Raw genomic sequence first — 22,430 nt, forward strand, 5'->3', positions numbered from 1 at the left:
TTCGTTATTTGATAAGAATACTTCTGTATTTTTGAATATTTTTCAGAGCCATTCCCGTACCTCTTACTACGGCTCTTAAAGGGTCTTCTGCAATGTATACCGGTAGGTCGGTTTTTTGGGATATTCGTTTGTCTAATCCTCGTAACATTGAGCCTCCCCCTGCAAGATAGATACCGGTGTTGTAAATATCCGCTGCTAACTCCGGCGGTGTTTGGGATAAGGTTTCCATTACCGCATCTTCAATACGTTGAATCGATTTGTCCAGCGCTTTGGCAATTTCGCGGTAGGATACATGTACTTGTTTAGGTTTTCCGGTTAACAAGTCACGCCCTTGTACTTCCATTTCGTCTGGCGGGGTGTCCAGGTCTTCGGTGGCTGCACCAATGGAAATTTTAATTTTCTCAGCAGTGGTTTCTCCTACGAAAAGATTGTGCTGCGTTCTCATGTAGTAGATGATGTCGTTGGTGAAAACATCCCCGGCAATTTTAACCGATTTGTCACACACGATACCACCTAAAGCAATTACCGCAATTTCCGTGGTTCCTCCACCGATATCGACAATCATGTTTCCTTTCGGCTGCATGATGTCAACCCCGATACCGATAGCCGCAGCCATCGGTTCGTGGATTAAATATACTTCTTTACCGTTTACACGCTCACATGATTCTTTTACCGCACGCATCTCTACTTCGGTAATACCTGATGGAATACATACCACCATGCGAAGAGCTGGTGTAAACATCTTTTTCTTTAAAGCAGGAATACTTTTGATAAACATGCTGATCATTTTCTCCGAAGCGTCGAAATCAGCAATAACCCCATCTTTCAAAGGACGGATGGTTTTAATGTTTTCATGGGTTTTACCCTGCATCATGTTGGCTTCCTTACCTACAGCAATAATTTTTCCTGAGATGCGGTCACGGGCAACGATGGAAGGGCTGTCAATAACGACTTTATCATTGTGAATGATTAGTGTATTAGCGGTACCAAGGTCAATCGCGATGTCCTCAGTCATGAAATCAAAAAATCCCATACCTTACAAAGGGGTTTATTCGTTTATAAAAATTTAGCTTACAAAAATAGTAAAATTAATGTTTAAAATGACGGATTCCTGTAAATACCATTGAAACTTTATTTTCGTTACAATAGTTGATACTCAATTCGTCTTTAATGGAACCTCCCGGTTGAATAACCGCTGTAATTCCGGCATTTTTTGCTAACTCCACACAATCCGGGAAAGGGAAGAAAGCATCGCTTGCCATAACAGCTCCGTTTAGGTCAAATCCGAAAGCATTTGCTTTTTCAACCGCTTGGCGTAAAGCATCTACTCTTGAAGTTTGTCCGGTTCCGGAAGCTAACAATTGGCCGTTTTTAGCAAAAACAATCGTGTTGGATTTGGTGTGTTTACAGATTTTTGATGCAAATAACAAATCTTCTACTTCCTGAGCTGTTGGAGCTGTAGTGGTAACGACTTTTAAATGCTCTTTATTGTCTGTAATATTGTCTTTTTCCTGAATTAACAATCCGTTAAGACAAGTGCGTACTTGTTTTGTAGGTAATGCCACCTCGTTTTGAATCAGGATGATTCTGTTTTTCTTTTCTTCTAAAATGGCGATTGCTTTTTCATCGTATTCTGGAGCAATTACTACTTCACAGAATAGTTTATTGATTTCTTCTGCAGCCGCCTCGTCAATTTTTGCATTCGAGATTAAAACGCCTCCGAAAGCTGAAGTCGGATCCCCGGCCAAAGCATCTAAATACGCTTCTTTAACTGTGTTTCTTGTAGCAAAACCACAAGCGTTGTTGTGTTTTAAAATGGCAAAAGTTGGATTAGCACCTTTAAATTCATTGATTAGGTTTACTGCGGCATCAACATCTAATAAATTATTGTATGATAACTCTTTACCGTGAAGTTTTGTGAACATTTTGTCAAATTCTCCGAAGAAGAATCCTTTTTGGTGCGGGTTTTCTCCGTAACGCAACACTTGTCCGTCTGCGATGCTCGCTTTGTAAACGGTTTCGTCGGTGTTGAAATAATTGAAAATCGCTCCGTCATAATGCGAAGAAACGTGGAACGCTTTAGTAGCCAGTACTTTTCTTTCTTCCAAAGTAGTAGCGCCGTTCCCGTTGGTAATCATGTCAAGGAAAAGTTCGTATTCCTTCACAGAAGGAACAATCACCGTATCTTTAAAGTTTTTAGCCGCCGCACGGATCAATGAGATTCCGCCGATATCAATCTTCTCGATAATATCTGCCTCACTCGCTCCGGAAGCTACTGTTTTTTCAAAAGGGTATAAATCTACAATCACTACATCAATCTGCGGGATTTGGAATTCTTCCATTTGCGCCACATCACCGGCATGGTCCTGACGGTTCAAGATACCGCCGAAAATTTTCGGGTGCAGGGTTTTTACACGACCTCCCAGGATAGAAGGGTAGGAGGTAACATCTTCCACAGCCACAACCGGAATGCCGAAACTTTTAATAAATTCCTCCGTACCGCCTGTAGAGTAAATGGTTACGTTGTGCTGGTGTAATTTTTTCACAATCGGTTCTAAGCCCGTTTTGTCAAATACCGAAATTAAAGCCGATTGGATTGTTTTTGTAGTGTTCATTGTGTTGTTGATTTTAAAGGTGCAAAAGTAGTCATTGTAGGCTTAACAATCAAATGATTATAACATACTTTTTAGAGTTTTTTTGAAGCGAAAGGTCAAGGCTTTTAAGGATGCCATTTTCCTGCTGTGCGCTGTATCTTTTAGACGGTGGTTGCGGTAGCCACAACCACTGTCTAAAAGGATGTCGCTCCCATCAGGGCTATAGAGGAAATGTCTTGAATTTCTGTAACATTTTGCATACTTTTCATACTTATTTGTGTGTTGCCCTTTTTGGGTATTAATGATAGTTTTTATGAGCCAGCAGAATACACCTTTGTTATACCTACGACTTCTTAAAGAAAGTTTGGGATTTGCGCTTAATGCTTTGCGTAACAATAAATTGCGTACGTTACTTTCTTTGTTGGGAGTTACTATTGGGATTTTTTCCATCATAGCGGTATTGGCTGCGGTGGATTCCATGGATCGTAAAATTAAAAATGATTTGAGCGGTTTGGATAAAAATACGGTGTACCTCATGAAATTTTCCTTTGGGCCCACCGAAATTCCGCAATGGAAAATCGGACAATTCCCCAATGTAAAATACGACGAGTTTCTCTATCTGAAAAAAAACATGAATGATATTGAAAACATCGCTTATCTCTATTTTACCAAACGTGAAAATATCAAATATGAAAAAGAAACCGCCAGTGGCATTGAAGTAGTGCCTTGTACGGAAGGTTCCGAACAAATTGAGGCGTTAAAAATTGCAGATGGTCGTTTTTTTAGTGAAGCAGAATCCAATGCAGGTTCTCCAGTAATAGTTGTCGGATATGAAGTAGCGCAAACCTTGTTTGGCAGTTTGAATGCTGTGGGTAAAGAAGTGCGTTTGTATGGTCAGCGTTTTCAGGTAATCGGGGTTTTAGAGAAACAAGGGGAAACGGTTTTCGGCAGTAACGATACCCGCGCTTATTTTCCGGCAAATTTTGTACGTCGTTTGTATGGTGACAACACCGATTTCTTAACACCGGTTATTACAGTAAAACCCGAAAAAGGTGTTGATATGGATGAGTTTAAAGGAGAACTTGGCCAAAAACTCCGCAGCGTCCGAGGAATGAAAAGCAGCGAGCCGGATAACTTTTTCGTAAACGTTCTTTCGGGATTTACCGATGCGGTAGACAATATCGTTGGACAAATGAACGGGATCGGCTGGGCTATCAGTGGCTTTTCACTTTTGGTTGGTGGTTTCGGGATTGCTAACATCATGTTCGTATCCGTAAAAGAGCGTACGAATCTTATCGGAATTCAAAAGGCCTTGGGAGCTAAAAACCGTTTTATATTGTTCCAGTTTCTGTTCGAAGCCATCATACTTTCGGTTATTGGTGGAATTGTAGGAATGTTATTGGTTTGGATTATTGCGATGATTTTAACCAAAGCGCTCGATTTTGAATTTGTGCTTGGGCTCTCCAACATCATTATAGGAACTTCTCTCGCAGCGTTTATCGGATTAATTTCAGGCATTATACCGGCTATTGCGGCGTCTAAGTTGGATCCGGTAGAGGCGATTCGAAGTGGGATGTAATTTTTGAGTGATGAAAGTAATTTTGATTTCTGCTATTATAGGTTTTGTTGGGATACTGTTTCGAGATCGGATACGGAGTTTTTGTAGAGTACAATGGGATAAGATTAGGGGGGCAAAAGAGGAAGAGGAAATGTTATCATTGTTGGTTGAAAAGTACGAAAAGTTAGAAACCGATTTTTTAGTAAAGCTGTTGCAGGGTAAAATTTCAGACTACGAAAAAAGGGCTATTCAAGTCGTATTGCAAAAAAGACAGATGCAAATGTATCATTCATAAAAAAAAATCCCGGGCATTGCCCGGGATTTTTTTATTATCGGATATCTTGATTCTGAACCAAATCAAGATATAAATTTACTTTGTCTTTCAGTTCTTTACGCGGTGTGATGAAATCCAGGAAACCGTGCTCCAATAAGAACTCAGAAGTTTGGAATCCTTCCGGTAAATCTTTTCCGGTCGTATCTTTTACCACACGCGGCCCGGCAAATCCAATTAAAGCGCCAGGTTCTGCAATATTGATATCACCCAACATCGCATAAGAAGCAGTTGTTCCTCCGGTTGTCGGATCTGTACATAGTGAGATGTATGGGATTTTAGCCTCAGCCAACTGTGCTAATTTTGCAGAAGTTTTGGCCAACTGCATTAATGACATCGCTGCTTCCATCATACGGGCACCTCCAGATTTTGAAATCATCAAAAAAGGAATTTTATTTTTGATGGAGTAGTCAATTCCGCGGGCAATTTTTTCCCCCACTACAGCGCCCATCGATCCGCCGATAAAAGCAAAATCCATACAGCAAACCACTAAATCTTTTCCTTTGGATTTTCCAACTGCCGTGCGAACCGCATCTTTCAGTTTGGTTTTTTCCATGGCTTCTTTCAAACGGTCGCTGTATTTTTTAGTATCGACGAATTTCAAAGTGTCTTTGGAAGTGATGTTTGTATCCAATTCCTTAAATTCGTTGTTGTCGAATAAAATCTGAAAATATTCCTTACTGCCGATACGAACGTGGAAACCGTCTTCCGGGCTTACCCAAAGGTTTCTGGCCAACTCTTCAGCATCTACAATCTTTCCGGTTGGGGATTTGTACCAAAGTCCTTTTGGAACATCTTTTTTATCTTCCGTAGCGGTTTGAATCCCTTTTTCTGTTCTTTTAAACCAAGCCATAATTTTACAGTTATGAGTTAAAAGTTATAAGTTATAAGTTATAAGTTATGAGTTGTACTGTTTGAAACTCATAATTCATAATTTATAATTCATAACTCATAATTAAAGTGTATTAACGTTATTTAAATCGGCAAAAGCCTGTTCTAATCGTTTGTTGAAGGTTAATTCTCCTTCGCGAACCCATTTTCTAGGATCGTAGTGTTTTTTGTTCGGAACATCGTCGCCCTCCGGATTTCCGATTTGTGTTTTCAGATAGTCGATTTTACCTGTTATGTAATCACGAGCTCCTTCCGTAAAGGCAAATTGTAAATCGGTGTCGATATTCATTTTAATAACACCGTATGAAATGGCTTCGCGGATTTCTTCTAAAGTGGAACCCGATCCTCCATGAAATACAAAATCCACAGGATTGTTTTCTGTTCCGAATTTCTGCTGAACAAATTCCTGAGAGTTCTTAAGGATTTTCGGTGTAAGCTTTACATTACCCGGTTTGTAAACTCCGTGAACGTTACCAAAAGCCGCAGCAATGGTGAAGCGAGGGCTTATTTTCATCAGTTCTTCGTACGCATAGGCTACTTCTTCCGGTTGTGTATACAGTTTTGAGCTGTCCACATCGGTATTGTCCACGCCGTCTTCTTCACCGCCGGTAATTCCTAATTCAATTTCAAGCGTCATGCCCATTTTGCTCATGCGCTCTAAATATTTTTTAGAGATTTCAATGTTTTCTTCAATCGGTTCTTCCGAAAGATCGATCATGTGAGAGCTATATAACGGTTTTCCGGTTTGTTTGAAATGCTCTTCGCTGGCATCCAATAACCCGTCAATCCAAGGTAGTAAATTTTTAGCACAATGGTCGGTGTGAAGGATAACGGTAGCTCCGTAAGCTTCGGCTAAAGTATGGATGTGTTTAGCACCTGCGACAGCACCTAAGATTGCCGATTTTTGGCCATCATTAGAAAGTCCTTTTCCGGCATTGAATGAGGCACCACCGTTAGAAAACTGAATGATAACAGGGGCTTTTAGTTTTGCAGCGGTTTCCATTACGCCGTTTATTGTGCTGGAACCCGTAACGTTAACTGCAGGTAAGGCAAAGCCTTTCTCTTTAGCATATCTGAAAATTTCCTGAACCTGATCGCCGGTTGCTACACCCGGTTTAATATTGTGAGCCATTGTGTTGTGTTTTTTTATAGTTGACAAAAATAATAATTTCTCCAGTTAGAACGGATAATTAATTCCAATATTTATAATCGACTTGTCGAATCGCATGTCTTTGAACCATCTTCGGCTTTCTTCGTTGGCAGGGTTGTAGGTTTTAAAGCCTAAATCGGTTCTGAAAACAAAAAAGTTAAAATCATATCGAATCCCAAGACCGGTTCCCAAGGCAATATCTTTTAGGGATTTTAAACCGTTGAAAGTAAAACGCTCGTCTTCTACGTTGTCCCAGATGTTCCAGATGTTTCCGGCATCGGCAAATAAAGCACCGTTCCATTTACCTGAAATGTTGAAGCGGTATTCCGTACTGAGTGCAATTTTCATGTTGGCTTCGTTAAAATCATTGATACCACCACTGCGTCCCGGGCCCAAGTCATAGGATTGCCAGCCGCGGTTGTCGTTGGAGCCTCCTCCAAAATAACTTCGAGAGAAAGGAATGTTTTCCGAATTGCCGTAAGGGATGGCAATGCCAAAGAAGCTGCGCATTGCCATAACCGATTTTTTGCCAAAATCCCAATGCTTGATGAAATCCAGTTCTGTTTTAATGTACTGAGAATATTCTACATCCAGGAACGTTTTCTTCCCGTTTTCGTTTAAAGATTCTTTGTTGAACTTAGAAACCAGAGAAAGGAAATTACCTGCCGATTCGATTTTGGTCTTGAAAATAGAGAAATTATTATCCAGTAAATCTTTTTTGGTGGATTTGGTAAAAGTGAAACTCGAGGCGAAAATCAGGTTGTTTTCGGTTAGTCTGTTTCGGCGCTCTTCGATGCTTTTTACCGATTTATAGCGGTCATCGTTTGGATTCAATGCTGTGTTGCCGCTTAAAACATCATTTATGAAACCTGTTGTTCCTTCATTCTGAATGGAAAGGTTGCCGTTTTCATCCAGATAATCAGGATTAGTATTGTAAATCTGTGCAATTTCATTTAATGAGTTATACGATGATTTGTAAACACTAAAATAATTATTAGGATTCAGGTTGCGTACAAACTGTACGTTAAACAAGTCAAAACGTGCGGTGTTGCTTTTTTTCGGAAACCAGTTATAGCTCAACATTCCGGTGAAATTTTCTTTGTCCAAGCCGATGTTCTGCTGTCGGGAAACACCGAAACTCGCCAAGGTGTTAGGAAACATGATTTTAGGAATTAAGCGGTCCGTTTTTAGAGGGAAAAATATCCTTGGGAAACTCAATTTGACGTCGGCCCCATACTCTGAAATATTGAAAAAAACATCATCCGGATTGGCCAAATCTTTGGAAGAACCGATATTGCCTCTGGTAGAAATTTCCAAAATTTCCGCTCCTCTGAAAATGTTACGGATCGATAAAGCCATACTTCCTGCAATACCAAAATCCTGAATGTTGGAATGCATGAAATCGGCAGTAAGATTGAAATTAAATTTTTTTCTTGGCGTTAAAACAATGTTGGCAATCAAGGAAGTTCCGGTAGTATCCCTTTTGTCTTCCGTGTATTGAATGGAAGGGTAATTAAAAACCCTGAGGTTACTTATGGCTCTGGAGGTTAAAAGTCTGCGCGTGTCGCTAAACATGCTCCCTTTGGTGATAAAGACAGCGTCCGTTAAGGCTTTTGGTCTGTAATTCAGTTTGTCGGAACTGTAAAGGTTGAAATTGTTATACGTAACACTGTCGGCTACTTTCAGTTTGTTTTTACTGGAAGTATTATCGGTGAAAATGTTAACCTCACTGATTTTATACAGTTTAAAAGGGATTTGAATTAAAGAATCACCTTTTTTAACGGTTTGATTTTCAATGACAACATCAACATTGGCTTTGTAATTTCTGTTTAACGTGTCGACATCATACGAGATGTTGGTTTCCTGAAATTTGAAAGCACCGTTGTTTCTAAAGTAGGCAGAAATCCTTTTTCTTTCATCGATAAAGTCTTTAGAATCGTATTGTTTGCCTGTCTTTATAAAGGAAAGATTTTTGTTTTTCTGATACAAAGAATCCAATGCCGGTGTTTCAATCGTAGAAGTTATAGAATCTACCGTGAAAGGTTTGCCGGTAACAATAGTGTATTTAACAGTTCCTTTTTTGTTTTTCAGTGTGTCAATTTTAAAATCCACTTTGGTTTTAAAATATCCTTTGTTGAAATAATAGGAGAGGAAACGGTTTTTTGTTTTTTTGGTTTTCCCTTCATCAATGATTACCGGCGCTTCCCCGTTTTTCTTTAAAAAAGCACTGAAACCGGATACGAAGAACGATTTTCCTAAGCGTTCTACCTGTTTTTCAGAAAGAAATTTAGTTAGGTTCTTGTGTCTGTTGGGCTTTCTGTTTAACCATGCCTGATAGGAAGAGTCTGCATTTGGTTTAGCCATGTTGTATAAATGCAAACGCAACGGATATCCGAAAAATAAATCACTGTTTGGTTTTTGATACAATTGGTTGATGAGAATTTCGTCTTTCTTTTTCTCCTCATTGACTACAATGTCGGCCTTGGTTAAAAGATGTTTGCCTTCCGGAACTCTTTTTACCACCGAACAGGAATATAAAATTGCACCTAATAGGATAAATAGTGCTACTTTTGATGAATTATTTTTCAAGGCGATCAGAATAGTACGTCAAAAATACGTTTTTTTATGGTTAGTAAAAGCCAAATCAAATTAATAACGAGTTTACAGCAAAAAAAGTACCGAAAATTACACGGCTTGTTTTTGGCTGAAGGGATAAAGGTAATACAGGAATTGCTGCGTTCCAATTTTGTGCTGCATCATTTGTATGTAACCGATGCTGTTTTTGATGCTGTGCCGAAGCAAAAAGTTTCTGTCGTTACCGAGGCGGAGCTTAAAAAAATAAGTGCTTTAAAAACGCCGAACAATTGTTTGGCACTTTTCGAAATTCCTAAAGGGGAAGAAATTTCAGAGGCGGGTTTAATTGTGGCTTTAGATGATATTCGTGACCCGGGTAATTTAGGAACGATACTGCGTTTGTGTGATTGGTTCGGTATTCAGAATGTAGTTTGTTCGGAAGAAACCGTAGACATTTACAATCCGAAAGTGGTGCAGGCTACTATGGGCTCTATCACTAGGGTTAATGTGATTTATACAGACTTGGAAGTTTTTCTGGAGAAAACGCAATTGCCGGTTTACGGCACGTTTATGGACGGTGAAAACATCTATAAAAATAATTTGCCGGACAACGGGGTGATTGTTATGGGAAATGAAGCCAACGGTATTTCGCCAGCCATTGAAAAATTATGTACGCAGCGCATTGCCATTCCTCGTTTTGGTGATTTAAAGCAAACGGAAAGTTTGAATGTGGCCACGGCTACGGCCATAATATTAAGTGAGTTCCGAAGAAGTTCTTAGTGGAACGCAAAATTGATAAAAATGCCCCTTGTTTTCATGGAAGCCACATTTCCGGTCCAAGGGCTTTCTGGGTTGTTATCACGGATTAATTCGTCGTCTATACCGAAAACCCCGCGAATGGAAGGGGAAAATTTGAAATATTCGAAATACAGATCAACACCAAAGCCTACTTCATAGTTGCTGGTCATTTTTTTCATGCGGAATCGCTCGTCGTAATTGTCATCCTTTGCTTTGGAATTACTGCCTAAATTCATCGATTGCGAATAGCCGCCTACAAGATATGGTCTGAAATTACCAATACGTTTCGAGGAAAACTTCAACAATAAAGGAAAATGGATGTATGTTGATTTCACTTCGCGTCGTCTGTCAAACTGGTCTTCAATGTTAGGGTAAATCAGGTTGCGCTGGGCGTAATAAAGTCCTGGTTCAAAGCGCAAATCGATGTATTCCATTAAGCGCAGGTTTCCGATTAGTCCTACGTTAAATCCGGTGGTTGTCTGGACTTCAATATCTTTATCTACATCAATATAATCAAATTTGAAATCATAGGTATTGAATCCTAAATAGTAACCCCAATGTACTCTTTGTTTGTCGAAATTTTCTAAATTGACAATAGGGTCTTTGCCGAACATACCTAACCCTTTTTGGCTAAAGCCGTTTAGGGTGAGAGCAAGTGTAAGTAAAACAAATAATTTTCTCATGTTATTTTTTTGAAGCCGAATAAATAGTTGCTACTCCAAAGGTTTGAGGCATATGCTTTACATCTATAAACCCAACTTTTCGTAAAATATTGTTTAAAGCTTCTCCAAAAGGGAAATGGGATGCTGATTCAGACAGATACGAATAGGCTGTTTTGTCTTTCGAAAAGAGTTTACCGATAAGCGGAAGAATAAATTTTGTATGAATGTAGTAACCCTGTTTGAAAGGGAATTTAGTAGGGACAGAGGTTTCCAGAATGACAAAGCGGCCGTTGGGCTTTAAAACGCGAAGGATTTCGGAAAGTCCCAATTCAAGGTTTTCGAAATTACGAATTCCGAAGCCGACAGTAATAGCATCAAAATAATTGTCTTCAAAAGGAATTTTTTCCGAATCACCCAAAACCATTTCAATACGGTTGTTCAGGTTTCGGTCTGCAATTTTCTTTTTACCGATTTCCAGCATACCCGCGGAAATATCAAGACCGATAATTTTTGAAGCATTGGTGTTGGCCATCAGAATGGCAAGGTCACCTGTTCCAGTGGCAATATCAAGTATGGTTTCCGGTTTTTTTTCGGCTACCAGTTGTAATACTTTTTTACGCCATTTCACATCGATACCAAATGAAATTACACGGTTTAAATCGTCGTAGTTGCCCGAAATAGTGTCGAACATCTGTGTAACCTGTTCTTTTTTACCAAGTTGTGAGTCTTTGTATGGTGTAATGTTGTCGTTCATCGATAAAATTAATTTGTACAAAGATAATATAATCTTTATGATATAGGCTTGTGAATTAGTTTGTAAATTTAGTGTCCAGTTAGTTCGTTCTTGAACATATTGCAAATTAAAAAAATTGGCGCATCACCAAATTTGGTGATGCTAAAAATACACCATTTTGGCGATTGACTAAGGTTCTTTTTTTAATGAACTTTACATCGAAGTTACAAACAGGCTAATATGTTGTCCAAGCTTTTTATTTCGGAATTAAAATGGGTATTACTGGCACTGGTAATGTCATTTGTTCTGGTGGAAAGTGTCAACAGTAGTTTCTTGGTTGAAGCTGCTGGTTCAGGGGTGCCGCAAACGTTCTTTGGGTTAAATTTGTTTTTGGAAATTTTAGTTTTTTTTGTCTTTAGTACTTTTGTGGTATTTGGTATTAAGGGCTTTTTTGAGATGTATTCTCGAAAATTTGCTAATGTTATCATATTCATTTCAGGAATACTTTTAGCAATAGTAATTTTTATATTATGTTTTCAGGTACTTTCCCTTGAATAATCCGAATAGTTTGGTAAATTTTTAGTTTGTTAGTCGAAACATCCCGGTAAGTTTTTGTCGGGATGTTTTTCGTTTATACCCTCTCATAGGTAAGAAAGGTAAAGTCAAATTGGTGCTTTTCGTCTTTAGGATGAAATTCTTCAAAGGTTAGTTTCCATTCCTTGGGATTTAATTCCGGAAAGAAGGTGTCTGCTTCCAGTGAAGTATGCACTCTGGTGAGTTCAATTTTATGTGTAATGCTTAGAGATTGGCTGTAGATTTCACCGCCGCCTATAATGAAAACTTCTTCGCTTTTAGGGCAAATTTCCAGTGCTTTTTTTAACGAACTTACCACTAAGCAGCCTTCTGGAGCGGTATATTCCGGCTGTCTTGTAATGATTATATGAGTGCGATTGGGTAATGGTTTGGGAAAACTTTCAAATGTTTTTCTTCCCATAATGATGTAATGCCCTGTGGTTAACTGTTTGAATCGTTTGAAATCATCTGGCAAATGCCAGATCAAATCGTTGTCTTTTCCTAAAGCGTTGTTTTCAGCAGCGGCAGCAATTATGGTAATCATTTATGAAGGAATGTTGTTGTTTTGGTTGAAATCTTTCTCTATTTGTTCCAGTTTGCGCTCTTGTTTCATAATCAGTTTGTCAATTTGGGCGCGTTCCCATTTTTTATTCATAAAACTGTCGGTAATGAAAACCCTTATAAAGTGCAATATGAAAATGAAGCCCCAAATGGCAATACCCCATTTGTACCAATCGGTTTCCGGTTTTACATTTAGGAGTTTGTTGGCAATAATCATAAAAATACTGCCTACAAAAAACAAGACGAAGTGAAAATACAAGTGCTTTTTCTGACGTAAACGCTGTCTTGCATATTCGTATAATTCATGTTGATTGATTTCCATAAATATTTTTTTACGGAATTAAAGATAAAGAATTTTTTTATCTAAACCTTGTGTGAGTGCCTTGAGTCGGTGAAAAAAGATAATTGGAACTGATTTGTACGGTTATTGGTAAGGTGAATTGGGATTTTATTTTTATCCCTCGGTGTTCTGCGGGATTCCAATTGGGCCAATCGCTTAGCAATTTAATGAAGTTTTTATTGGTTTTTTTGTCATAACCTTTTAGGGTCTTGATATCGGTGATTTTTCCGTATTCATCCACGGTGAAAGAAAACAGGAATTTGATTTGATCTATGTTTTCGGAAACCTGCGGAATTTTTACATTGGTTGCAAAAACTTTGTAGAAATTTTGCATCCCTCCTTTTGGTTGGGCAACTTTTTCTGTTTTGGTGTACTTGTAAACTGTACCTAAGGAATCTGTAGCGGTGCCTTCAATTAATTTGCCTTTTTCGTAGTATTCTTTAAAAGTTAACGCTATGGGTTTTTGGGATGCTCCTTCCCATAATCCTTGTTTGTATCCGTTTTTAATTTCTCCTGATGCCGTTTCGTTTTCCAGAATTTCTGTGAGAATGCCTTGTCCGTTACTTATTTTTAACTCGTTGTTTTCTGCCCAATAGTTGTAAATTTTTAGTAGAGGGTTGAATTTATCGTCTGAAACTACAGTAAATTCACCTTCAATTTTTTTGTTCCCGTTTTCATACCAAAAAGCACAGTCTCCGTATAAAATATTTTCAGAGTACATTTTTCGTGATTTTTGGTTACCATTTTCGTAATATTCTATAAAAGTTCCTTCTTTCTGTTTACCATTTTGATCTAAGTACAGGCCTTCGGATTTAAGTTTTCCGCTGTTATAATAATCAAGAACCGTATAACTTTTTTGGGTCAAATAATAATTCTTGATCGTTCTGTACGATGCGTGATTTCCATTTGTGGTTTCCAGTCCTAGAGAATCGAGGTAGATGATCTTGTCGTTTTGAGCCCAAAAAATAGAGGGCAGTAGTCCGATGAAAACTGATAAGAAAAATAATTTCATTACGTTGATTGGAAAAAAGTTTGTTAATTAAACCGCCACCTGTCCTTTAATATGTGGATGCGGATCGTAATCAACCAAAGTGAAATCCTCAAATTTAAAATCGAAAATGGTTTTTACTTCCGGATTTAAAATCATTTTCGGAAGTGGTTTTGGGTCACGTGACAATTGTAGTTCCAGCTGTTCCACGTGGTTGTTGTAGATGTGGGCGTCTCCGAACGTGTGGATGAAATCGCCGGGTTGTAAATCGCAAACTTGGGCAATCATCATGGTGAACAGGGCATAGGATGCAATGTTGAACGGAACGCCTAAAAAGATATCGGCACTTCTTTGGTATAACTGACATGATAATTTCCCGTCTGCCACATAAAATTGAAAGAAAGCATGACATGGTGGTAATGCCGCTTTTCCGTTGGCTACATTTTCGGCAAACGATTTTTTATCATCGGGTAATACCGAAGGATTCCAGGCGGAAACCAGCATACGACGGCTGTTCGGATTTTTTTTCAGTGTTTCGATTAATTCGGTTATCTGATCGATTTCGTCACCATTCCAGTTGCGCCATTGGTAGCCGTAAACGGGGCCTAAATCGCCATTTTCGTCGGCCCATTCGTCCCAGATTCGAACGCCGTTTTCCTTTAAATAACCAATATTGGTGTCACCGTTCAAAAACCAAAGCAGTTCGTAAATGATCGATTTTAAATGCAGTTTTTTAGTGGTTACCATCGGAAAACCTTCGCTTAAATCAAAGCGCATCTGGTAGCCGAAAACACTTTTGGTTCCGGTTCCGGTGCGGTCTCCTTTTTGGTTGCCATTTTCTAAAACGTGCTTTACTAAATCTAAATACTGCTTCATGGTACGTTGCTGTTGAAAAATGAGGTGATGAATTATTATCGCAATTTATGAAATTATGGAAGATAAAACCGGATTGACACCGTTGATTTATTCGCTAAGTTATTGACAAAATAAAGAGCTGCTTCTTTTGGAAACAGCTCTTGGATTTTTATAGGGTAAATTAACTTTCTCGTTTTGAAATTTCGTCACGGATTTTGGCTGCCTTTTCGTAATCTTCATTTTGTACGGCGGTTTCCAATAATTCGTATAATTCGGCTAAAGTGTATTGGGTGTAGGATTCTCCGGTTACGGATTCTTCTCCTACCAAGCCAAAAGTTTCAGGACTCGTTAACGGATCGTCGCTTTCTTCCGGATTTTTAGTGTCTTCTGCAGGATTTACTTTTAGGTAGATTCCGGCTTTGTCCAGAATGTTTTTATACGTAAAAATAGGGGCGTTGAAACGTAAAGCCAAAGCGATTGCATCGGAAGTTCTGGCATCTATAATTTCCTCAATACGATCTCTTTCGCAAATGATACTGGAGAAAAAAACGCCATCCACCAATTTGTGAATGATAACCTGTTTTACGACAATGTCAAAACGGTCTGCAAAATTTTTGAACAAATCGTGTGTTAACGGTCTTGGTGGTCGTATTTCTTTTTCCAGAGCGATGGCAATGGATTGGGCTTCGAAAGCGCCAATGACAATCGGTAATTTTCTTTCGCCGTCTACTTCATTCAGAATCAAAGCATAAGCGCCATTTTGTGTTTGGCTGTATGAGATTCCTTTTATAGTGAGTTTTACTAAGCTCATAGTTGTATAAATAAACAAAGGCTGTCTAAACAAAGATACGAACTATCTCCAATTCAGACAGCCTTTTTATAGGCACAAATTAAGTAAAAATATTAATGCTGTGCCGCTTTGAAAGCTTTTAATTTTTCAATTAATGCAGGAACTACTTGAAAAGCATCTCCTACAACTCCATAATCTGCAACTTTGAAGAAAGGAGCTTCAGGGTCGGAATTGATAACTAATTTCACTTTTGAAGAGTTGATTCCGGCAATATGTTGAATCGCTCCAGAAATACCCACTGCAATATAAAGGTTAGCAGCAACTGGTTTTCCGGTTTGTCCTACGTGCTCACTGTGAGGTCTCCATCCTAAATCGGAAACTGGTTTTGAAGCAGCCGTTGCAGCACCAAGCACAGCAGCTAATTCTTCGATCAATCCCCAGTTTTCAGGGCCTTTCATACCGCGACCACCAGATACTACGATTTCAGCATCAGCGATAGTTACTTTTCCGGTTACTTTTTCTACGGATTCTACTTTTACAGAGAAATCGGCATCGTTCAATGACGGAGCGAAGTCTTCTTCTGTTAATGATGAAGCTGATTCGATTAATCCATAGGAGTTTTTAGCTAATGCTAAAACTTTTACATCGGTTGTGATTTCTGTAATGTTGAACGCTTTGTTGGAAAAAGCATTTCTTTTTACGGTAAAAGGAGATGTGCTTTCCGGTAACGCAATCACGTTAGAAGCAAATCCGGCATTTAAGCCTACTGCTACTAAAGGCGATAAGTATAAAGAATCTGTTGTTGATGATAGAATAACCACTTTTGATCCTTCTTTTTGAGCTGCTTGTTTGATTACGTCAGCATATGCTTTAGCGTTGAAAGCGCCTAATTTATCGTTAGTTACTTTTAATACTTTGTCAACACCATATTTTGACAATCCGGAAACATCGCCTGCGTTTACTGTAACAGCAGTAACGGTAGTTCCCATTTTCTCTGCAACTTTCTTAGCATAAGAAGCCAACTCGAAAGCTACTTTTTTAAATTTTCCTTCTGCGGATTCCGCGTATATTAAAATTGACATAATTTCTTTATTTAAAAATTGAAAGATTTAAAGATTGAAAAATTGAAAAATTTCGTAATTAAATTACTTTCGCTTCGTTATGTAATAAGTTGATTAATTCGTCTAAGTTGTCAGGGCTTACCAATTTCACTGCGGATTTTGCAGCCGGTTTTTCGAATTTCACTGCTTTTGTATTGTTGTCAGCGGCAACAGGCTCTAAAATAGTTAAGGCTTTGGTTCTTGCCGTCATGATTCCTCTCATGTTCGGGATGCGTAAGTCTTTCTCTTCCACGATGCCTTTTTGACCTCCAACTACTAAAGGTAAGTTTGCAGCAATGGTTTCTTTACCACCGTCGATTTCTCTAACCGCTTTTACTGATGAACCGTTGATGTCCAATCCGATACAAGAGTTTACGAAATCAGCACCTGTTAAAGCAGCTAACATTCCCGGAACCATTCCACCGTTGTAATCTAAAGATTCTTTACCTGCGATTACTAGATCGTAAGCACCTTGTTTAACTACTTCAGCTAATTGCTTGGCTACGAAGAAACCGTCAGTTGGGTTAGCGTTCACGCGGATAGCTTCGTCAGCTCCGATAGCCAATGCTTTTCTTAAAGTAGCTTCAGCGTCAGTACCTCCAACGTTTACAACCGTTACGTTAGCGCCTTGTTGTTCTTTGAACCAAATTGCTCTTGTTAAACCAAACTCGTCATTAGGGTTGATAACGTACTGTACGCCATTAGTGTCGAATTCCGTATCACCGTTAATGAAATTAATTTTTGAAGTAGTATCAGGCACGTGGCTGATGCAAACTAATATTTTCATTGTTATAAAATTATAATGTTGATTATCTTTTCGGGCTACGAATTTAAGGAATTAATTTCAATAATTTACTATGCATGCATAATAAATAAATATTATTCAATGAAATGTAATAATTTTTTGAAGAATTTTAAATTACAGGTATTAAAATAAGTTTTAGGTGAATTTTTCTTAGTAAAAGAATCTTTTCTCAAGTGCGTTTGTCAATAAAAACAGAAAAAATAAATCATAAAGTGTAAATAATTTGTGTTATACTTTAATATGTATGCGGTAACTGACATAAAATTTTTATTTTTGCCTTTCAATAATTTTTGGATAAAGAAAAATACATGAGAACGATACAGTTTAGAGAAGCGGTTTGTGAGGCGATGAGCGAAGAAATGCGTCGCGACGAATCGGTATATTTAATGGGGGAAGAAGTAGCAGAATATAACGGTGCCTACAAAGCATCAAAAGGAATGTTAGACGAATTCGGCCCGAAAAGAGTAATCGATACGCCGATTGCCGAGCTGGGGTTTGCAGGTATTGCAGTAGGATCAGCGATGAACGGTTGCCGTCCGATAGTGGAATTCATGACCTTCAACTTCTCCTTGGTAGGTATCGACCAGATTATCAACAACGCGGCTAAAATGCGTCAGATGTCTGCCGGACAATTCCCGATGCCAATGGTATTCCGTGGGCCAACAGCTTCAGCGGGTCAGTTGGGAGCAACGCACTCTCAGGCTTTTGAAAACTGGTTTGCCAATACACCGGGATTGAAAGTAGTTGTGCCATCCACGCCTTATGATGCGAAAGGATTATTGAAAGCGGCTATCCGTGATAACGATCCGGTAATTTTCATGGAATCCGAGCAGATGTATGGTGATAAAGGGGAAGTACCTGATGGCGAATATACTATTCCATTAGGAGTTGCCGATATTAAAAGAGAAGGAAAAGACGTTACAATCGTGTCTTTCGGAAAAATCATTAAAGAAGCTTATACTGCGGCTGATGAATTGGCTAAAGAAGGTATTTCTTGTGAAATCATCGACTTAAGAACGGTACGTCCGATGGATTACGATACGATTTTAACATCGGTTAAGAAAACAAATCGATTAGTGGTGTTGGAAGAAGCTTGGCCATTTGCTTCGGTTGCTTCTGAAATCACGTATATGGTTCAGGAAAAAGCATTCGATTATTTAGATGCTCCTGTGCAACGAATCACTACTGCCGACACACCGGCTCCGTATTCGCCAACACTTTTAAAAGAATGGTTGCCGAACGCAAATGATGTGGTAAAAGCGGTTAAAAAAGTGATGTACAAATAATCTGAAAAAAAGCTATATTTGAACTTCATCAGTAATTGTGCTGATGAAGTTTTTTTTTACGGTTATATGAAAAAAATATTTCTTTTACTAGTTGTTTTATTTGCTTGCGTATCAGTGTTTTCACAGACAAAAGTAGGTGGTGTGGTTTATGATGACACCAATCAGCCAATGGGGTATGCAAACGTATATTTCAAAGGCTCTACCGAAGGTGTTGTTTCGGATGAAAACGGTAAGTTCTATCTGCAGTCCGATAAAACATACAGAACACTTGTTGCGTCTTTCGTAGGATATAAGGCAGTTGAAATCCCTTTAGCACAGGCTGTGAATCTCAATTTGAAAATTGTAATTCAGCCGGACAATCAGTTGCAGGAGGTGAAAGTGTACGCCGGAAAAACATCAAAGAAAAACAATCCTGCTATCGATATTCTTCGTAAAATTTGGGAACGTAAGCGTAAGAATGGACTTAACATGTTCAAGCAGTACCAGTATAATAAATATGAGAAAATTGAGTTCGATCTGAATTCCATTGACAGTGCTTTTAAGGCCAATAAAATTTTTAAGGGCATGGAATTTATCTGGGACCGTATTGATACTTCGCGTGTCACCGGAAAAGCATTTTTACCGATTTTTATTAATGAAAATTTGAGCGAAGTGTATGGCGATAATACCACTAATCGTAAAAAAGAGGTGGTGACTGCCAGTAAAAACTCCGGAATGGGGCAAGGTGATGGGGTGAGTACCTTCATCAAAGATTTGTATGCGGATTACGACATCTACAACAATTACCTGAAATTTTTCGACAAAGATTTTGTGAGCCCACTTTCGAGAACCGGAATCAATGTGTATAATTATGTTTTAGCAGACAGTGCTTTTATCGACAACAAATGGTGCTTTAATATTATTTATTATCCCCGAAGAAAAAACGAACTTACGTTTAAAGGAGATTTTTGGGTAAATGATACCACATTTGCTATTAAAAAAATAAACTTAGAAGCCAGTAAAAGCGCCAATATCAACTGGGTGAAAGAGATTTATATCGAGCAGGAATTTGAAGTGCTGAATGATTCGGTTTTTCTTTTGAAACGCGACCACATGATGTCCGATTTTAGTTTTTCCAAGAAAGACAAGGCAAAAGGAGTGTACGGAAAAAGAACGTCGTTATACCGCAATCATAAATTCGACATTCCGAAAGACGATAAATTTTATAAGGAAGAAGTCGATAATTTTAATGCAGAAGTATACGGTAAATCGGATGAATTTTGGGAAGAAAACCGCTTTGAGAACCTCAATAAAAACGAGCAAAGTATCTATGGACTTCTCGATACGTTAAAAACCATTCCGAAGTTCAAACGGATTTATAACATTGCAACCATTTTAGCAAGTGGTTACATCGAAATTCCGAAGCTGAAAATGGATTATGGTCCGATTTTTTCCACCTACGGATACAACAATGTGGAAGGAATGCGTCTGAGAGCTGGCGGAAGAACCTATTTCGGATCGAATGACAAATGGCGCATCGAGGGTTACACGGCTTACGGTTTTTCAGATCAACAGTTCAAATATGGATTGTCCGGTAAATGGTTGTTGAACAAAAAGAACCGTTTCATTATTTCTGCCGGAAACCGTAGAGATATTGAACAGTTGGGTGTTAGTTTAACGGCAACGAATGATGTTTTAGGTAGGAGTTTTGCATCCAGTACCTTGTTCTCCAGCGGAAATAACGATAAGTTGTCTTCAATAAACCTCTCAATGCTTTCCCTGCAAATGGAGCCGATTAAGAACCTGACCTTTCAAACAGGTTTCACTTACAGGACCTTGAAATCGGCTTGGGATAAATTCAGTTTGGATTATTATGACGGAAACGGCAACATTCAAAGCCAGGTAAAACAATCGGAAGTGAATTTCATGGTGGATTATACGCCGAAACGAAAAACCATCGGACATGGAGTTGAACGTATGTTGGTGGATTATAATTTTCCGAGAGTGTTTGTAAATTACAGTCAAGGTGTTAAAGGTGTGCTTGATAGTGATTTTAACTATCAGAAACTTCAGTTGTATTACCGCCATCCGATATTGATCGGAGGTTTTGGTCGCTTGTTTCCTACTTTTGAAACCGGTAAAATTTTTGGAGAAGTACCACTTGGTTTGATGGGAGTGATTCCGGGAAATCAATCGTATTTTCAGATCGACAACACTTATAACCTGATGAATTACTACGAATTTGTAGCCGATGAATACGCGTCGTTGCATTTGGAACATCATTTTAACGGAAGATTGTTTTCACGCGTTCCGTTGCTGCGTAAATTGAATTGGCGAGAAATCATTGGTATTAAAGGGGTTTATGGTTCGGTTTCCGATGAAAATATAGCGATCAACGCTTCGGGTTTGACCTATCGTGCACCAACGCAAGGATACTGGGAATACCACGCCGGAATCGGGAATATATTTAAATGTTTCCGTCTGGATTTCTGTTGGAGAGGCAGTTACCTCAATTTGCCGGATGCTAATAAATTTGGGATCAAAGGTTCGTTTGGATTTTATTTCTAATGAAAGAAGCGGTTACATTCCTTGTTGAAAAAGAGGAGAAGTTCAAGCATATCGTCGAACAATTCGGACAGCCGGTTTTTGTCACGCGTCCATCGGGGTTTGAAACGTTATGTTTGCTCATTTTGGAGCAGCAGGTTTCCATTGATTCGGCTAAGGCAACATTTCTGAAAATAAAGGATGTAATTCCAGATTTTAGCCCGGAAACTATTGTTGGGTTTTCCGACGAAAATTTTCGAGCTTGTGGGGTTAGCCGACAAAAAACCAGTTATTTAAAAGCGTTGTCACAGGCAATTTTAGATAAACAGCTTGACGTGGAGAGTCTGGCTTTTAAAGACGCACAAACCGTTCGTGAGGAATTGATAAAAATAAAAGGCATCGGGCACTGGACCATAGATGTCTACCTGATGTTTTGTTTGCAATCCCCTGATATTATCCCATTGGGTGATATTGCAGTAGTGAACACAATTAAAGAGTTGTTTGATATCCATGATAAGGAATCCATGGCAGATTATGCCGAAAAATGGAAACCCTACCGATCCGGAGCTACTTTTTTCCTATGGCACTATTATCTTCGAAAAAGAGGGCGAAAAAATCCGTATTAAAATTACATTAACATTGTGCTAAATCTGATTTTTTAGTAGTAAGATTTCTTGTAAGTCAGTTCGTTTTGTAGTACTTTTGCACCCTCAAAATTAAACAAGTAAATAAAATGACAGCTGATAAAGTAACTACTTTTGACGTATTAGTTGAGATTCCTCGCGGAAGCCGAAACAAATACGAATACGATTTCGATTTAAAAAGAATGCGTTTCGACAGAATGTTATTCTCGTCTATGATGTACCCCGCAGATTACGGTTTTATTCCGGAAACTTTAGCGTTAGACGGTGACCCGTTAGACGTTTTGGTATTGGTAACTAAACCGACGTTTCCTGGATGTGTTATCGAAGTAAAGCCAATCGGAGTATTCCACATGGCTGACGATAAAGGACCGGATGAAAAAATTATCTGTGTACCGGTTTCGGATCCAATCTGGAATAAATTAGACGATTTGTCAGATATGAATCCGCACTTAATCAAAGAGATTGAGCACTTCTTCCAAGTATACAAAGATTTGGAAAACAAAAAAGTAGACGTTGAAGGTTGGGGTGATGTAAATGATGCTAAACGAATCCTGAAAGAATGTGTGGATCGTTTCAATGCAATCGAAAACAAACCGGAGGGATTATTCAGTATTAAATAACAGATTTCCTAAAATTTTATAAAAAAAGCAATGTTCTGAAAAGAATGTTGCTTT

21 protein-coding genes are annotated in these 22,430 nt (G+C 38.6%); 7 read left to right on the forward strand and 14 right to left on the reverse strand.

Annotated elements, in window-relative coordinates; translation table 11 throughout:
• Positions 1 to 4 precede the first annotated feature (4 nt).
• Together ABGT15_RS11425 and purH are read right to left on the reverse strand one after the other, a co-directional pair.
• Complete coding sequence (locus tag ABGT15_RS11425) at positions 5 to 1,033, reverse strand: rod shape-determining protein (RefSeq protein ID WP_367231554.1); 1,029 nt, start codon at positions 1,031 to 1,033, stop codon at positions 5 to 7.
• Between the two features lie 55 nt (positions 1,034 to 1,088).
• Positions 1,089 to 2,615 (reverse strand): bifunctional phosphoribosylaminoimidazolecarboxamide formyltransferase/IMP cyclohydrolase, encoded by a 1,527-nt coding sequence (purH, locus tag ABGT15_RS11430; RefSeq protein ID WP_367231555.1) that lies wholly within the window; start codon positions 2,613 to 2,615, stop codon positions 1,089 to 1,091.
• A 292-nt stretch (positions 2,616 to 2,907) separates the two neighbouring features.
• Here purH and ABGT15_RS11435 point away from each other — a divergent pair, with 292 nt between their 5' ends.
• Both ABGT15_RS11435 and ABGT15_RS11440 read left to right on the forward strand, forming a co-directional pair.
• Positions 2,908 to 4,173, forward strand: a complete 1,266-nt coding sequence (locus ABGT15_RS11435; protein WP_367231556.1) for an ABC transporter permease — start codon at positions 2,908 to 2,910, stop codon at positions 4,171 to 4,173.
• A gap of 10 nt (positions 4,174 to 4,183) precedes the next feature.
• The gene (locus tag ABGT15_RS11440; protein ID WP_367231557.1) at positions 4,184 to 4,447 is read left to right on the forward strand and encodes a hypothetical protein; all 264 of its coding nucleotides are present in this window, start codon (positions 4,184 to 4,186) and stop codon (positions 4,445 to 4,447) included.
• Between the two features lie 34 nt (positions 4,448 to 4,481).
• Here ABGT15_RS11440 and accD read toward each other — a convergent pair whose 3' ends face one another.
• The 3 genes from accD to ABGT15_RS11455 form a co-directional block, all read right to left on the reverse strand.
• On the reverse strand, positions 4,482 to 5,336 hold the full coding sequence (gene accD / locus ABGT15_RS11445) for an acetyl-CoA carboxylase, carboxyltransferase subunit beta (RefSeq protein ID WP_367231558.1): 855 nt from the start codon (positions 5,334 to 5,336) through the stop codon (positions 4,482 to 4,484).
• Positions 5,337 to 5,438: 102 nt separating this feature from the next.
• Positions 5,439 to 6,506, reverse strand: coding sequence for a class II fructose-bisphosphate aldolase (gene fbaA, locus ABGT15_RS11450; protein ID WP_367231559.1), 1,068 nt, complete (start codon positions 6,504 to 6,506; stop codon positions 5,439 to 5,441).
• Between the two features lie 45 nt (positions 6,507 to 6,551).
• Positions 6,552 to 9,113: a BamA/TamA family outer membrane protein gene (locus ABGT15_RS11455; protein ID WP_367231560.1), complete on the reverse strand. Its 2,562-nt coding sequence runs from the start codon at positions 9,111 to 9,113 to the stop codon at positions 6,552 to 6,554.
• Between the two features lie 36 nt (positions 9,114 to 9,149).
• On the opposite strand from ABGT15_RS11455, the gene ABGT15_RS11460 reads away from it, so the two are divergent.
• The gene (locus ABGT15_RS11460; protein ID WP_367231561.1) at positions 9,150 to 9,878 is read left to right on the forward strand and encodes a TrmH family RNA methyltransferase; all 729 of its coding nucleotides are present in this window, start codon (positions 9,150 to 9,152) and stop codon (positions 9,876 to 9,878) included.
• Here the strand turns inward: ABGT15_RS11460 and ABGT15_RS11465 are convergent.
• The 9 genes from ABGT15_RS11465 to ABGT15_RS11505 form a co-directional block, all read right to left on the reverse strand.
• Positions 9,875 to 10,579: a porin family protein gene (locus tag ABGT15_RS11465; RefSeq protein WP_367231562.1), complete on the reverse strand. Its 705-nt coding sequence runs from the start codon at positions 10,577 to 10,579 to the stop codon at positions 9,875 to 9,877. The two genes, ABGT15_RS11460 and ABGT15_RS11465, sit on opposite strands and share 4 nt — an antisense overlap.
• A gap of 1 nt (position 10,580) precedes the next feature.
• Entirely contained in the window at positions 10,581 to 11,312 is a 732-nt protein-coding gene (ubiE, locus tag ABGT15_RS11470; protein ID WP_367231563.1) for a bifunctional demethylmenaquinone methyltransferase/2-methoxy-6-polyprenyl-1,4-benzoquinol methylase UbiE, read from the reverse strand.
• A gap of 610 nt (positions 11,313 to 11,922) precedes the next feature.
• Positions 11,923 to 12,408: a dihydrofolate reductase gene (locus ABGT15_RS11475; RefSeq protein ID WP_367231564.1), complete on the reverse strand. Its 486-nt coding sequence runs from the start codon at positions 12,406 to 12,408 to the stop codon at positions 11,923 to 11,925.
• Entirely contained in the window at positions 12,409 to 12,747 is a 339-nt protein-coding gene (locus ABGT15_RS11480) for a 2TM domain-containing protein (protein ID WP_367231565.1), read from the reverse strand.
• 37 nt (positions 12,748 to 12,784) lie between these two features.
• Positions 12,785 to 13,777: a toxin-antitoxin system YwqK family antitoxin gene (locus ABGT15_RS11485; protein WP_367231566.1), complete on the reverse strand. Its 993-nt coding sequence runs from the start codon at positions 13,775 to 13,777 to the stop codon at positions 12,785 to 12,787.
• 27 nt (positions 13,778 to 13,804) lie between these two features.
• Positions 13,805 to 14,629 carry a thymidylate synthase gene (locus ABGT15_RS11490; protein WP_367231567.1) on the reverse strand — a complete coding sequence of 275 codons (825 nt, stop codon included), beginning with the start codon at positions 14,627 to 14,629 and terminating at the stop codon, positions 13,805 to 13,807.
• Positions 14,630 to 14,789: 160 nt separating this feature from the next.
• A complete protein-coding gene (locus tag ABGT15_RS11495) occupies positions 14,790 to 15,419 on the reverse strand; it encodes a bifunctional nuclease family protein (RefSeq protein WP_367231568.1) in 630 nt (209 codons plus the stop codon).
• A gap of 92 nt (positions 15,420 to 15,511) precedes the next feature.
• Positions 15,512 to 16,480 (reverse strand): electron transfer flavoprotein subunit alpha/FixB family protein, encoded by a 969-nt coding sequence (locus tag ABGT15_RS11500; RefSeq protein ID WP_367231569.1) that lies wholly within the window; start codon positions 16,478 to 16,480, stop codon positions 15,512 to 15,514.
• Between the two features lie 58 nt (positions 16,481 to 16,538).
• A complete protein-coding gene (locus tag ABGT15_RS11505) occupies positions 16,539 to 17,285 on the reverse strand; it encodes an electron transfer flavoprotein subunit beta/FixA family protein (protein ID WP_367231570.1) in 747 nt (248 codons plus the stop codon).
• A gap of 326 nt (positions 17,286 to 17,611) precedes the next feature.
• Here ABGT15_RS11505 and ABGT15_RS11510 point away from each other — a divergent pair, with 326 nt between their 5' ends.
• The 4 genes from ABGT15_RS11510 to ABGT15_RS11525 all read left to right on the forward strand — a co-directional run bounded on the left by ABGT15_RS11510 (position 17,612) and on the right by ABGT15_RS11525 (position 22,376).
• The gene (locus ABGT15_RS11510) at positions 17,612 to 18,589 is read left to right on the forward strand and encodes a pyruvate dehydrogenase complex E1 component subunit beta (RefSeq protein WP_367231571.1); all 978 of its coding nucleotides are present in this window, start codon (positions 17,612 to 17,614) and stop codon (positions 18,587 to 18,589) included.
• Between the two features lie 66 nt (positions 18,590 to 18,655).
• Complete coding sequence (locus tag ABGT15_RS11515; protein WP_367231572.1) at positions 18,656 to 21,136, forward strand: DUF5686 and carboxypeptidase-like regulatory domain-containing protein; 2,481 nt, start codon at positions 18,656 to 18,658, stop codon at positions 21,134 to 21,136.
• Positions 21,136 to 21,738 (forward strand): DNA-3-methyladenine glycosylase family protein, encoded by a 603-nt coding sequence (locus ABGT15_RS11520; protein WP_367231573.1) that lies wholly within the window; start codon positions 21,136 to 21,138, stop codon positions 21,736 to 21,738. Before ABGT15_RS11515 ends, ABGT15_RS11520 begins: the two co-directional genes overlap by 1 nt.
• Positions 21,739 to 21,845: 107 nt before the next feature.
• Positions 21,846 to 22,376, forward strand: coding sequence for an inorganic diphosphatase (locus ABGT15_RS11525; protein WP_237788684.1), 531 nt, complete (start codon positions 21,846 to 21,848; stop codon positions 22,374 to 22,376).
• Positions 22,377 to 22,430: the final 54 nt, after the last annotated feature.

Source organism: Flavobacterium enshiense, from assembly GCF_040750275.1.
Lineage (GTDB): Bacteria > Bacteroidota > Bacteroidia > Flavobacteriales > Flavobacteriaceae > Flavobacterium > Flavobacterium enshiense_B.

Bases quoted from the DNA above. Each gene is read 5' to 3' on its own strand.
- ABGT15_RS11425 (WP_367231554.1), bottom strand. From the start codon at position 1,033: ATGGGATTTTTTGATTTCATGACTGAGGACATCGCGATTGACCTTGGT.
- purH (WP_367231555.1), bottom strand. From the start codon at position 2,615: ATGAACACTACAAAAACAATCCAATCGGCTTTAATTTCGGTATTTGAC.
- ABGT15_RS11435 (WP_367231556.1), top strand. From the start codon at position 2,908: ATGAGCCAGCAGAATACACCTTTGTTATACCTACGACTTCTTAAAGAA.
- ABGT15_RS11440 (WP_367231557.1), top strand. From the start codon at position 4,184: ATGAAAGTAATTTTGATTTCTGCTATTATAGGTTTTGTTGGGATACTG.
- accD (WP_367231558.1), bottom strand. From the start codon at position 5,336: ATGGCTTGGTTTAAAAGAACAGAAAAAGGGATTCAAACCGCTACGGAA.
- fbaA (WP_367231559.1), bottom strand. From the start codon at position 6,506: ATGGCTCACAATATTAAACCGGGTGTAGCAACCGGCGATCAGGTTCAG.
- ABGT15_RS11460 (WP_367231561.1), top strand. From the start codon at position 9,150: ATGGTTAGTAAAAGCCAAATCAAATTAATAACGAGTTTACAGCAAAAA.
- ABGT15_RS11465 (WP_367231562.1), bottom strand. From the start codon at position 10,579: ATGAGAAAATTATTTGTTTTACTTACACTTGCTCTCACCCTAAACGGC.
- ubiE (WP_367231563.1), bottom strand. From the start codon at position 11,312: ATGAACGACAACATTACACCATACAAAGACTCACAACTTGGTAAAAAA.
- ABGT15_RS11475 (WP_367231564.1), bottom strand. From the start codon at position 12,408: ATGATTACCATAATTGCTGCCGCTGCTGAAAACAACGCTTTAGGAAAA.
- ABGT15_RS11480 (WP_367231565.1), bottom strand. From the start codon at position 12,747: ATGGAAATCAATCAACATGAATTATACGAATATGCAAGACAGCGTTTA.
- ABGT15_RS11485 (WP_367231566.1), bottom strand. From the start codon at position 13,777: ATGAAATTATTTTTCTTATCAGTTTTCATCGGACTACTGCCCTCTATT.
- ABGT15_RS11490 (WP_367231567.1), bottom strand. From the start codon at position 14,629: ATGAAGCAGTATTTAGATTTAGTAAAGCACGTTTTAGAAAATGGCAAC.
- ABGT15_RS11495 (WP_367231568.1), bottom strand. From the start codon at position 15,419: ATGAGCTTAGTAAAACTCACTATAAAAGGAATCTCATACAGCCAAACA.
- ABGT15_RS11500 (WP_367231569.1), bottom strand. From the start codon at position 16,480: ATGTCAATTTTAATATACGCGGAATCCGCAGAAGGAAAATTTAAAAAA.
- ABGT15_RS11505 (WP_367231570.1), bottom strand. From the start codon at position 17,285: ATGAAAATATTAGTTTGCATCAGCCACGTGCCTGATACTACTTCAAAA.
- ABGT15_RS11510 (WP_367231571.1), top strand. From the start codon at position 17,612: ATGAGAACGATACAGTTTAGAGAAGCGGTTTGTGAGGCGATGAGCGAA.
- ABGT15_RS11515 (WP_367231572.1), top strand. From the start codon at position 18,656: ATGAAAAAAATATTTCTTTTACTAGTTGTTTTATTTGCTTGCGTATCA.
- ABGT15_RS11520 (WP_367231573.1), top strand. From the start codon at position 21,136: ATGAAAGAAGCGGTTACATTCCTTGTTGAAAAAGAGGAGAAGTTCAAG.
- ABGT15_RS11525 (WP_237788684.1), top strand. From the start codon at position 21,846: ATGACAGCTGATAAAGTAACTACTTTTGACGTATTAGTTGAGATTCCT.